General features: G+C 71.2%; 8 protein-coding genes and 1 pseudogene. 3 read left to right on the top strand and 6 right to left on the bottom strand.

Annotation, left to right across the window (positions count from 1 at the left end; genetic code table 11):
• Nucleotides 1-1,225, bottom strand: a 1,225-nt coding sequence (locus tag AB0O34_RS34085; protein WP_363922633.1) for a serine/threonine-protein kinase, incomplete at its 3' end; no start/stop codon positions are given.
• Nucleotides 1,226-1,302: 77 nt separating this feature from the next.
• The gene (locus AB0O34_RS34080) at nt 1,303-2,661 is read right to left on the bottom strand and encodes an FAD-linked oxidase C-terminal domain-containing protein (RefSeq protein ID WP_363922631.1); all 1,359 of its coding nucleotides are present in this window, start codon (nt 2,659-2,661) and stop codon (nt 1,303-1,305) included.
• A gap of 348 nt (nt 2,662-3,009) precedes the next feature.
• Between AB0O34_RS34080 and AB0O34_RS34075 the strand changes: the two genes are divergently transcribed.
• The 3 genes from AB0O34_RS34075 to AB0O34_RS34065 all read left to right on the top strand — a co-directional run bounded on the left by AB0O34_RS34075 (nt 3,010) and on the right by AB0O34_RS34065 (nt 8,884).
• Nucleotides 3,010-5,781 carry an immune inhibitor A domain-containing protein gene (locus tag AB0O34_RS34075; protein ID WP_363922629.1) on the top strand — a complete coding sequence of 924 codons (2,772 nt, stop codon included), beginning with the start codon at nt 3,010-3,012 and terminating at the stop codon, nt 5,779-5,781.
• A gap of 145 nt (nt 5,782-5,926) precedes the next feature.
• Complete coding sequence (locus AB0O34_RS34070) at nt 5,927-6,865, top strand: YegS/Rv2252/BmrU family lipid kinase (protein ID WP_363922627.1); 939 nt, start codon at nt 5,927-5,929, stop codon at nt 6,863-6,865.
• Between the two features lie 270 nt (nt 6,866-7,135).
• A complete protein-coding gene (locus AB0O34_RS34065; RefSeq protein ID WP_363922625.1) occupies nt 7,136-8,884 on the top strand; it encodes a cholesterol oxidase substrate-binding domain-containing protein in 1,749 nt (582 codons plus the stop codon).
• Nucleotides 8,885-8,964: 80 nt separating this feature from the next.
• Here the strand turns inward: AB0O34_RS34065 and AB0O34_RS34060 are convergent, their stop codons facing one another.
• The 4 genes and pseudogenes from AB0O34_RS34060 to AB0O34_RS34045 all read right to left on the bottom strand — a co-directional run.
• Entirely contained in the window at nt 8,965-10,191 is a 1,227-nt protein-coding gene (locus tag AB0O34_RS34060) for an aminotransferase class I/II-fold pyridoxal phosphate-dependent enzyme (protein ID WP_363922623.1), read from the bottom strand.
• A gap of 73 nt (nt 10,192-10,264) precedes the next feature.
• Nucleotides 10,265-11,032, bottom strand: coding sequence for an FAD:protein FMN transferase (locus AB0O34_RS34055; protein WP_363922621.1), 768 nt, complete (start codon nt 11,030-11,032; stop codon nt 10,265-10,267).
• Nucleotides 11,033-11,041: 9 nt separating this feature from the next.
• Nucleotides 11,042-11,512: an FMN-binding protein gene (locus AB0O34_RS34050; protein WP_363922619.1), complete on the bottom strand. Its 471-nt coding sequence runs from the start codon at nt 11,510-11,512 to the stop codon at nt 11,042-11,044.
• A 15-nt stretch (nt 11,513-11,527) separates the two neighbouring features.
• Nucleotides 11,528-11,950 (bottom strand): annotated as a pseudogene (locus tag AB0O34_RS34045) (ferric reductase); the annotation flags it as partial.

Raw genomic sequence — 11,950 nt, 5'->3', positions numbered from 1 at the left:
TGGCCGTCGGGCTGGGCGACGGCGTCCGCGTGGCCGGCCGCCGGGACGGGGACGGGGACGGGGACGGGGACCGGCTGATCCGCGCTCTCACCGTGGGCTTCACGGTGCGGCTCGGAGAGGAGGAGGGCGAGAGTTCGCCGGCCGTCGCGTCCACGGACGGCCCGATATCCGACGGCCCTCCGGTGGCGGCGTCGACCTCGGGGGGCGGCCCTCCGGTGGCCGCCCGCTGGGCGGAGGAGCCGGAGGAGGTCACGGACTGGGCCAGCACGACGGTGCCCGCGGTCAGGATCGCGGCGGCGACCGCGGCGATGATCGACAGCGCGAACGTCCGCTCGCCGAACGACTTGCGCCGCGCCGCGCCCCGCCTCGGGCCCTCAGCGTTGCGGGGGCTCAGCCGGGTCTCCTGCCGCGCCGGGGGGATGGGACGGCCCATCAGGTGGGAGACCATCGCCTCGGCCGTGGGGCGGCGGGCGGGGTCTTTCGACAGGCAAGCGGCGACGAGGTCGCGCAGCGCGGGGTCCAGGGCCGTGAGGTCGGGCTGCTCGTTGAGGATGCGGTTGATGACCGCCGGGATCGAGTCGGAGCCGAAGGCCGGCCGCCCGGTGGCGGCGAAGACCATCGTGACGCCCCACGCGAAGACGTCGACCGCCGGGGTCACCGCCACGCCGCCGAGCTGCTCGGGCGCCAGGTACGACGGGGTGCCGAGGGTGTCGCCCGTGGCGGTCGCGCCCGGGGTGTCCAGCGCCCTGGCGATGCCGAAGTCGATGACGACCGGGCCCTCGGGGCCCATCAGCACGTTGGCGGGCTTGAAGTCGCGGTGCAGGATGCCCGCCCCGTGGATCGCGGCGAGCGCGGTGGCCGTGCTGATCGCGAGGCGGTCGAGCGCGGCGCCGCGACGCGGTCCCTCCCGGTCCACGAGCTGGCGCAGGGACGGGCCGGGGACGTACTCGCTCACGATGTAGGGCTGGTTGCCGGCGAGGTCGGCGTGCAGGACCGAGGCGGTGCAGAACCTCGCGACCCTCTGCGCGACCGACACCTCGCGAAGGAACCGGGCGCGGGCGTCGGCGTCGGCGGAGAGCCGGGCGTGCAGCAGCTTGATCGCCACCATCTCACCCGCCGCCGACCGGCCGAGGTAGACCACGCCCTGGGCCCCCTCGCCCAGGCGTCCGAGGATCTCGAACGCGCCGAGGCGGCGCGGGTCCTCACCCGTGAGCCCCTGTGCCACCCCGACCCCCGTGTCCTGACTTAGCACGACTTGTGGTCAAGAACGCTACCAGTGGGAATGGTGGTACCGAGGGCGTCTCAGATGGCCTTGCCCGGATTGAGGATGCCCAGCGGGTCGAAGACGCGCTTGATCCCCTGCTGGACCTCGTCCACCACGGGCCCGCTCTCGAGGCCGAGCCAGCGGCGCTTGAGCAGGCCGACGCCGTGCTCGCCGGTCAGCGTGCCACCGAGGTCGAGCGCGGCGCGGAAGACTTCGTCGGCCGCCGCCCAGACGTTCGCCGGCGGCTCAGGCAGCCCCCGGTCGAAGATGAAGACCGGGTGCAGGTTGCCGTCCCCGGCGTGCGCGACCGTGCAGATATGGGCGTCGTGCCGGGCGGCGACCTCCTCGATGGTGGAGATCATGTCGGGGAGCACGGAGCGGGGGACGCAGACGTCCTCCACCAGGCACGCGCCCAGCCGTTCCTTGGCGGTGTAGGCCAGCCGCCGCACGCCGATCAGCTCGTCGGTCTCCTCCGGGGTAGAGGACACCGCGACGAAGCTCGCGCCGTTGGTCTCGCAGAGCCCCGCCATCTCGTCGGCGCCGCCCGGCCGGTCGCCCTCCGACTGGGCGATGAGCATGGCCTGGACGCCGGTTTCGAGGCCGATGTTCTTCCAGTCGTCGATCGCCTTGAGGGTGTTGCGGTCCATCAGTTCGAGCAGGGACGGCTGGCAGCCCGCCGCGACGATCGCCGCGACCGCGTCCCCTGCGGCGCGCAGCGAAGGGAACTCGGCGGCGATCGTGACCGGCGGCACGGCCGGCGCCCGGCGCAGCCGCATGGTGGCCGAGGTGATGACGCCGAGGGTGCCCTCGGAGCCCACGAAGAGCCCGGTGAGGTCGTACCCGGTCACGCCCTTCATCGTGCGGCGGCCGGTGTTCAGGATCCGCCCGTCGGCCAGCACGACCTCAAGGCCGAGCGTGGAGTCGCGGGTGACGCCGTACTTCACGCAGCGCAGCCCGCCCGCGTTGGTGGCGAGGTTGCCGCCGATGGTGGAGATCTCGTACGAGGAGGGGTCCGGGGGGTACATCAGGCCGTGCGCCCGCGCGGCGCGGTCGAGGTCGGCGGTGATCACGCCCGGCTCCACCACGGCGATCTCGTCGGCGGGGGACAGCTCGCGGATCGCGGTCATGCGCGCCAGCGACAGCATCACGCACCCCTCGACCGCCGTGGCCCCGCCCGCGAGCCCGGTGCCCGCGCCCCGGGGCACCACCGGCACCCGGTGCTCGGTGGCCCAGCGCATGGTGGCGACCACGTCGTCACGGGTCTGCGCCGCCACGGCGCACAGGGGCTTGCCGGGCTCGAGGAACGTCTGGTCCCGGGCGTAGGAGGCCGCCACATCATGATCGGTCAGCACCCTCCCGGCCGGGAGGGCGTCCACGAGTTCATCGACGGGGTTCACGCCTGCGACTGTACGTTCTGCCCCCCGTTCATGCCGACTCGGGGTGGACCGGTGAAAGGCGCCGCCGCCGTGTCGCGCCGGAGCAGGAAGACCGCGGGAAAGAGCTGATCGCGGACGCGTGAAACGCCGTGCTCATCGGACTTCCCGCGATGACAATTTCGCAACATCCTTGGTCGGCTTTACTTTTGCTTTACTACATCCTCTAACGTCCGCTTTGCCGATTCTGGGGCGTTCCATGGTAAGCGCCACAGATCTCCAACGGTCGGCGCGTTCATCCCGGCGCGCCTTGGACGTCGCCCGGAGACCCCGGGTGGAGCCCGGACAACCCGGGCGGAGGAGGAAACCCTGTTGTCACGCAGAATCAGGCGTCTCGCCGCGGTGCTGCCAGTGGTGGGACTGGCGGCGGCGGGCCTCGCGGTCACGGGTGCCGCGGCACCGGGGGACACCTCGGTGGCCAGGTATCAGCCCACGGCGAGTGATTACTACATCAACTACGCCCCCCCGAGGGTGCAGAGCGACACCATGCCCAAGGCGGAGGAGAAGGTCGACACCGGGGCGGCCAAGCGGCGCGGTACCGCGCCCACGCCCGAGGAGTTCGACCACAAGCACGCCGAGGGCAACCCGGTCGCCGCCCGCGAACTGGCCAAGCACGAGCGCACGGCCGTCCGCACCGGCAAGAACCCCTTCGAGTTCCTGTACAAGAAGTCGAAGACCACGCAGAAGGCCAAGCTGCTCACGCTGCTGGTCGAGTTCAACGAGAACGCGAACGACGACTTCTCGGGCTTCAGCCACCCGAAGACGATCGACGACGCGGACGACTGCGTCACCGAGCCGCCCGGCACGAAGATCAACGGGCCGCTGCACAACAACATCCTTAACCCCGCCCTGGCGGCCGGCGGTGGCAAGGACAACAACTCGATGTGGGTGGCGGACTTCAACAACGCCTTCTACAACGACATGCTCTACTCCAGCAAGGGCATCACCAAGCGGGTCCGCACGGACCTGAAGGACCCTCGCGACGGCAAGCCGGGCATCGACATCGCCGGCTACACCATGAAGAACATGTACGAGGAGATGTCCAAGGGCGCCTACACCGTCAGCGGTGAGGCGATCGGCTGGATCAAGGTCCCGCACTCCGAGGCCTGGTACGGCGCGGGCGCCTGCCACGCCGCGATCCAGGACACCTCCGGCCACCCGGACAACCCCCGCGGCGCCGCCCAGATGGGCATCGACGCGGTGAACCAGCTCGCCAAGTCCAACCCGAACTTCCCCTGGGCCGACTACGACCAGGAGGACACCTCCGACGCCGACGGCGACGGCAACTACAACGAGCCCGACGGCGTTGTGGACCACCTGGTGCTCGTCCACGCGGGCGAGGACAAGTCCGGCGGCGGCGGCGCCCAGGGCACCTTCGCCATCTGGGCCCACTCCAGCGCGATCGCGGGCGGCTACACGGTCCCCGGGACCAACGTCAAGATCTCGAACTACATCGTGCAGCCGGAGAACTCGGGCGTCGGCGTGTTCGCCCACGAGTACGGCCACGACCTCGGCCTCCCGGACCTGTACGACGCCACCGGCTCCGGTGACAGCGACGTGGAGTTCTGGGACCTCATGTCGACCGGCTCGCACTCCGGGCCGATCTTCCAGTCGATGCCGATCCACATGGGCCTGTGGGACAAGTGGGTGCTCGGCTGGGCGAACCCGAAGGTGCTCAACCCCGGTGACGGCACCAAGCTGGTGACCGTCGGCCAGGCGTCGCGGACGCCCAAGCTGACCGAGGACGGCGTACGGGTCAACCTGCCCGACAAGGACGTCACGCTCACGACGCCGCACAGCGGCGCCAAGGTGTGGTGGTCGAGCAACGACCAGGACTGGGCCGACGTGAAGCTGACCCGCGACATCGCGGTCCCGGCCGGCGCGGACAGCAAGTTCTGGCTGTGGAACGACTACACCATCGAGGCGGACTGGGACTACGGGTTCATCGAGGTCTCGACCGACGGTGGCACGACCTGGACCGAGCAGAAGATCTACGGCGCGGACGGCACGCTCGTCTCCACCGGGGACGACTACGCCGACCCGAACAAGCGGCTGCGCGACTACGGCAACAAGAAGTACGGCCTGACCGGCGACTCCGGCGGCTGGCAGCACTTCTACACCGACCTCGCGCCGTTCGCGGGCAAGAGCATCAAGCTGCGCCTGCGGTACGCCACCGATGCCGCGGCCAACGAGCGCGGCTGGTTCGCCGACGACTTCTCGGTCACCAGCGGCGGCACCACCGTCTGGAGCGACGACGTCGAGGGGGACACCGCCGGCTGGACCGCCGCCGGAGGCACCTTCACCGACACCAAGGGCACCGGCTGGCAGCAGCACAGCGGCACGCTCAAGAGCGCCCAGTACTACCTGGCCGAGTGGCGCAACCTGGACGGCTTCGACAAGGGCCTGAGCTACACCTACGACACCACCTGGAGCCACGACGGCGCCTGGAAGGTCGAGAAGGTTCCCTACAACGCCCCTGGCATGCTCGTCTGGCTGCGCGACACCTCGCTCGGCTACAACAACGCGGCGTCCAACATCTGGTCGCTGCCCTCGGCGGGCGCCAAGGGCCAGCTGCTGCTGGTCGACTCCCACTTCGACCCGCTGCGCCGTACCGGCAAGGCGGCCCAGATCGACCCGGGCACGCTGAAGAACATCCCGTCGCGCCCGCAGGCGTCGAACGCGGCGTTCGGCTTCAACAAGACGTACTCCTTCAAGGAGTGCATCGAGGGCGAGCCGTTCACCGAGTACTGCACGAAGTTCGCGCCGCAGGACCCGGTCAAGGCGTTCACCGACGCCAAGACCTGGTACCCGGGCCTGGAGAGCCGCGAGGACGGGCTCTACTACCGGTTCCGCGACGCCTCGGTCGTCGTCCCCTCCAAGGACAACCAGCAGTACTCCGTCCGGGTCGTCAACGCCGACGGTACGCCGGCGAAGGACCTGTACGGCGAGGACGTCAACGGCTTCACCCTCGGCTCGGGTAACCCCGGCGACGAGGGCAAGCAGCTCGGCGTGCAGATCAAGCTCATCGCACCGCTTCCGGGCAACCTGGGTGTCATCGCCCAGGTGACCCCGCCGAAGAAGTGAGCTCCGGACTGAACAAGCAGTGAGCCGGAGAGACAACCGGCGATAGGTCCACGCGGGACGGGTCACGGCGATGCCGTACCCGTCCCGCCTGCGTTCCTCGACTGCATAGCATGTGTCCCGAAGCCATCTACGGGACGGGTGATCGGTGAGCGAGCTGCGGAGCAAGGCGGAACACACCAAGGCGATCCGCGATCTGCGCAGGGTGGCTCTGGTGGTCAACACGCGGTCCCGGCGGGGCCGCCACCGCTACTTCGAGGCTCTGCGGCTGCTCCAGGCCGACGGCTTCCGCCCGCTCAGGACCTACGCGGTCATGGACCCCTCCCGGCTTCCCGAGACCATCCAGGAGGCCCTGGAGCTCCAGCCCGACCTGCTGGTGGTCGGCGGGGGCGACGGCAGCCTCAGCGAGGCCGTCAAGCACGTCGCCCACCGTGACGTGGCCCTCGGCGTGCTGCCCCTCGGCACCACCAACAACTTCGCCCGCAGCCTCGGCCTCCCGCTCGACCTCGCCCGCGCGGTCAAGGTGTTCAGCCGGGGCAAGGTCGCCGACATCGACCTCGGCATGGCGGGCGACCGCCCGTTCGCCAACCTGGCGAGCTTCGGGGTGTCGGTCGAGGTGGCCGGCAAGGTCAGGCCGTGGCTCAAGCGGGCGCTCGGCCGCGCCGCGTACCCTCTCACCGCGCTGACCATCCTGCCGGGGCACTCGCCGTTCCGCGCCTTCATCACGGTGGACGGCCGGCGCCACGAGCTGCTCACCCACCAGCTCAACATCGCCAACGGGCGCTACCACGGCGGCTGGCAGATCGCGCGCGACATCAGCATCGACAACCGCCGCCTCGTGGCCTACCAGCTCGGCTCGGGCAAGAGGCTCAGGCTGCTCGCCGAGACCCTGATCCGCGCCACGAGCGGCCGCTGGAGCAGCCTCGCGGGCGGCCCGTTCGTCACCGGGAGCGAGATGCTGCTGGAGACCGAGCCCTCGATGGCCGCCGACGTGGACGGCGAGGTGCGCCTGCGCACGCCGCTGACGATCCGCTCGATCCCCAACGGGCTGCGCGTCATGGTCCCCCCGGGTTTCCTCGACACCTGATCCCGACTCGACACCTGATCCCGACCGGGCGCCTGATCCCTCCCGCCCCTCGGGAACCAGCCGGATTCCCGGTTCACGCCCGTACGTCACCGCCACCAAGCAATCGCTTGACCGCCATGTTGCGCGGGCGTATAAAAAGCCATCGGGAAACTGTGAGTTCCTGACAGCTCACCACACGCGGGCCCAGGCGCGAGCCCGTACCTCCGGCCACCTCCATCGTCGCCCCAGGCCGCCGCATGCCCGCCAACAAGCGATCAACGGAGGTACCTCATGGCATACGGTGACGGCACCGGCCGGCACGGTCTGACGCGACGGGCGTTACTCGGCGGTGCCGCCGGAGCGGCGGCGCTGAGCGCGCTCCAGTGGACGCCCGGGGCCCGCCTCACCCCGGCGAGCGGCGCGACGCTCGCGGCGCCGCCGAACTACCCGGCGGGGATCTCGCTCTACCAGCAGACCTACGAGAACTGGTCCGGGGAGATCGAGATCGACGGCGTCTGGACGTCGGCCCCCGCGTCGGTCGCGGAGGTGGTCACGCTGGCGAACTGGGCCAGGGCCAACGGCTGGAAGATCCGAGCCCGTGGCATGTCGCACAACTGGTCGCCCCTGGTCATCCCGCCCGGAGCGCCGGGCGACACCCTGCTGGTCGACACCACCCAGCACCTCACGGCCGTCACCGTCAACGCGGGCTCGCCCGCCGGCGTGACCGCCCAGACCGGCGTCACGATGGAGTCGCTGCTGACCATCCTGGAGGGGGCGGGGTACGGCCTGACCGCCACCCCGGCGCCCGGAGACCTGTCGCTCGGCGGCGTGCTCGCCATCGACGCGCACGGCACGGCGGTGCCGAAGACGGGGGAGACCCTCACCCCCGGGCACACCTTCGGCTCGCTCAGCAACCTCGTCACGCAGCTCAAGGCCGTCGTCTGGGACCCGGCGACGAGCCAGTACGCCATCAGGACCTTCCAGCGCTCGGACCCGGCGATCTCCGCGCTGCTGGTCAACCTCGGCCGGACGTTCGTCACCGAGGTCACGCTGAGGGTGGGGGCGAACAAGCGGCTCAGGTGCCAGAGCTTCTACCACATCAACGTCAACACGATGTTCGCGCCACCCGCCTCGGCGGGGTCCGACTCGTTCGCGAGCTACGTGAACTCCACCGGGCGCGTCGAGGCGATCTGGTTCCCCTTCACCACCGTGCCCTGGCTGAAGGTGTGGAGCGTGGCACCCACCAAGCCCCTGCTCTCCAGGCAGGTCAACAGCCCCTACAACTACACCTTCTCGGACTTCCTCTCCGAGGACGCCTCCGACCTGCTCTCGCAGATCGTCTCGGGCAACGCCGCGCTCACCCCGACGTTCGAGAACACGCAGATGGCGGTCGTCGGCTCCGGCCTCATCCTCACCGGCACGTGGGACATCTGGGGCTGGTCGAAGAACCTCATGCTGTACGTGCGCCCGACCACGCTGCGCGTCACCGCGAACGGCTACGCCATCCTGACCAAAAGGAGCGACATCCAGCGGGTGGTCAGCGAGTTCTACGCCTACTACAAGGGCGCGATCACCTCGTACGCGAACCAGGGGCGCTATCCCATGAACGGCCCGCTGGAGATCCGTGTCACCGGGCTCGACGACCCGGCCGACTCCCAGGTCGCCGGCGCGGTGTCCCCGCAGCTGTCGGCGCTGCGGCCACGGCCCGACCACACCGACTGGAACGTGGCGGTCTGGCTCGACATCCTCACGGTGCCGGGCACGCCGTACTCGCAGCAGTTCTACCGCGAGACCGAGCAGTGGATCCTGTCCAACTACACAGGCTCCTACGCCGCCGTACGGCCCGAGTGGTCCAAGGGATGGGCGTACTCCGGCACGGCGGCCTGGGCCGACGCCACCGTCCGCGACACCACGGTCCCGAACGCCTACCGGGCGGGGCAGCCCGCGGGCGACAACTGGGACACGGCCGTGGCCACCCTCAACGCCCTGGACCCCCACAAGGTCTTCTCCAACGCGTTCCTCGCCACGCTGCTCGACTGACCAGCGGAACCCAGCGGGGCACCGGGCCGCCACGCGGGCGGGGCCCGGTGCCCGCGGCCGTACAGGACCGGTGGCCGCGCCTACAGTGCGTTCAGCGCCCTCGTCATACCCGGGCGTGGCCGGCTGATGAGCGACGCGGCCATCTGGCCCACCGCCTCGGCCACCCGCTCGGAGGAGGTCGCGAAGTTGAACCGCGCGAACCCGCGCCCCGGGGGGCCGAACTTCGTGCCGGGGAACAGCGCCACCCCGCCCCGCCGCAGGAACCACCCGGCGGGGTCGTCGCCGAGCCCGAGCGCGCGGAAGTCCAGCCAGGCGAGGTAGGTCGCCTGCGGCGGCTGGTACCCGACCTCGGGCAGCCGCTTGGCCAGCAGGTCGCCGAGCAGCGCGCGGTTGGCGGTGAGCCCGGCCATCAGCTCGGCCAGCCACGGCTCCCCCTCGTTGAACGCCACCTCGGAGGCGATCACGCCGAGCAGACCGGCGGCCTCGCTCACCTCCGCGTCGATGGCGGCGACGTCGGAACGGGCCTCCTCACCCGGCACGGCCAGCGCCGCCTTGAGCCCGGCGAGGTTCCACGCCTTGGACGCCGAGGCGAGGGTGATCGAGCGGGCCGAGGCCGGGGCGTCCAGCGACCCGAAGGCCACGTGGCGCGCCCCGGGGTAGACCAGCGGGGCGTGGATCTCGTCCACCACGACCCGCACCCCGTAGCGGTCCGCGAGCGCGGCGACGGCCAGCAGTTCGTCCTCGCCGAACACCAGGCCCGTGGGGTTGTGCGGGTTGCACAGCAGGTACGCGGCGGCCCCGGCGGCGAAGTCACGCTCCAGGGCGGCGAAATCCAGCCGGAAACCTTCAGGGGTCAGGGCGAGGGGGCTCTGGACGACCTCGCGGCCGATGCGCGGCAGCCAGTAGAAGTACGGCGGGTAGGCGGGGGTGTTGACCACCACGCGGTCGCCCGGCCTGGTGACCAGGTGCAGCACCTCGACGATCCCGGCCATCACGTCCGGCACCAGGCGTATGTACGCCGGGTCGGTTCGCCATCCGAACCGCCGGGCGGCGAACCCGGCGAACGCCTCCGGCAGCCCTCCGGCGACGGCGTACCCGGTGTCGCCCCGGCCGATGGCCGCAACCAGCGCCGCCGCGATCGGCTCGGCGAGCGGGGTGTCCATCTCCGCGACCCACACCGGCAGCACGTCCGGCGGGTACTCCCGCCATTTGGAGCTGCGTCGCTCCCGTAGCTCGTCGAGGCTGTACGTGGCGAGGGGATCCGCGTGACCGGCGCCGGGGCCGGGACTGGTGCCGCTGCTGGCCAAGTTGGTCCTTCGCTCTCGGGACACGCCTGAGCCGATGGCATGTCCGGCATTGTCCACTTAACTGTCAATCACGTCATAGCACATCATTTGAGGCTTGTGCCGGGTGCGTGGGGGCATAGCGCGGGAAGCCGTCCGTCCACCAGGCGGAACCCGAGCGCGTGACCGCGAAAGCCTCCAGGCCGGGCAGGCGCGCCGCCCAGTCGCGCGCGGCCTCGCCCATGGCGAACGCCGCGGTGGCCATCGCGTCGGCCCTGGTCAGGCTCTCCGCGACCACGGTCACCGAGGCCAGGGCGGTCGCGGGGGCGCCCGTATGCGGGTCGACGATGTGCGCGCCCCGCTCGGCCACACCGGAGGTGGCCACGGCGAGGTCGCGGCCGGAGACCACGGTGGCGAGCGCGCCGGGGCGCAACGGGTGCGCGACGCCCACCCGCCACGGCCGGCCGGGCCCGGCCTCGCCGCGCACCCGCACGTCGCCGCCGCCGTTGACGCTGTGGCTGGACGCGCCGGCCTCGGCCAGCATCGCCGACACCCGCTCGACCGCCCATCCCTTCACCATGCCGGACGGGTCGAGCCGCCCGTCCGGAGAGCTGGTGAAGTACCCGGAGCTGATCGCCGCCGCGTCCTCGCAGAGCGCCAGCACCTCCGCGACCTCCCGCGGGCAGCGGGCCAGGGTGATCTCGCCGCGCCCAAGGCGGCTCACCGGGCTGTCCGCCCGATAGGTGGAGAACACCCGGTCGATCCGGTGGAGCTCGGCCACCGCCCCGGCGAGGGCCTCCCGCAGCCCGCCGGACGGCTCGTGCCGCACGTCGAAGGAGAAGACCGTGCCCATGACGTGCTCCACGTGCCTCACCTACACGCCCGCCTTGTCCAGGGCGCTCTGCAGGGAGCCCGCGTACCCCTGGCTGGTGTAGGTCGCGCCGGACACGGTGTCGATCTGGGCGCTCTGCGCGGCCAGCGCCTCATGGGTCAGGATCGGCACGGCGAAGGAGTTGATCTCCCGGTCGCGGCCGTTGGAGTCCGGGACCACCACGGCGTCCACGGCGGTGATCTTGTTTCCCGAGAGGGTGATCCGCACCTGCACGGGGCCCCAGCGGGTGTCGACCGCGTCCCCGGTCACCGTGCGGGTGCCGCTTTCCGAGGATCCGCTGTCGTTCCCGGATGACGCGGTGGTGTCCGTGCCCGGGCTCGCCCGTGTCCCAGCCGTGGCCCCGGAGAGGGCGGCGGGCGGCCGTTGGGCGGAGGCGATCTCATGGGGTTTGAACGCCAGCAGCAGCATCAGTCCGGCGGCCGTGACCAGCACGGCGAATATGGCTCTTCGCATCGGGGGCTCCTTGGATCAGAACTCGAACGACTCATGATGGATGCGGCGGCGCGGCACCCCGGCGCGGCGCAGCGCCGCCACCGCCGTCCCGGTCATGCCGGACGGCCCGCAGAGGTAGACGTCGTGGTCGCGGAGCCCGGGGACCAGCGAGGTGAGCACCTCGGCGGTGAACGGCTCGCCGACCTCCGCCCGGGGGCCGATCAGGTAGCGCAGGACCGCGCCCCGCCGGGCGGCGATGGCCGAGAGCTCGCGCTGGAAGACGACGTCCTGCGGCCTGCTCGCCCTGTAGAGCAGGGTCACCTCGCCCGGCACCGTCTCGAACAGCGCCCGGATCGGGGTGATCCCCACCCCGCCCGCGATCAGCAGCACCTGGCGCCGGGTCGCCCGGCCGGCGGTGAACGCGCCGTACGGGCCCTCCGCGGCGACGCGGACGCCCGG

The organism is Sphaerisporangium sp. NPDC088356 (genome assembly GCF_040685555.1).
Taxonomy (GTDB): Bacteria; Actinomycetota; Actinomycetes; order Streptosporangiales; family Streptosporangiaceae; genus Sphaerisporangium.
The sequence above is the reverse complement of the archived record's forward strand: the minus strand, read 5'-3'. Positions and strand labels throughout refer to the sequence as shown.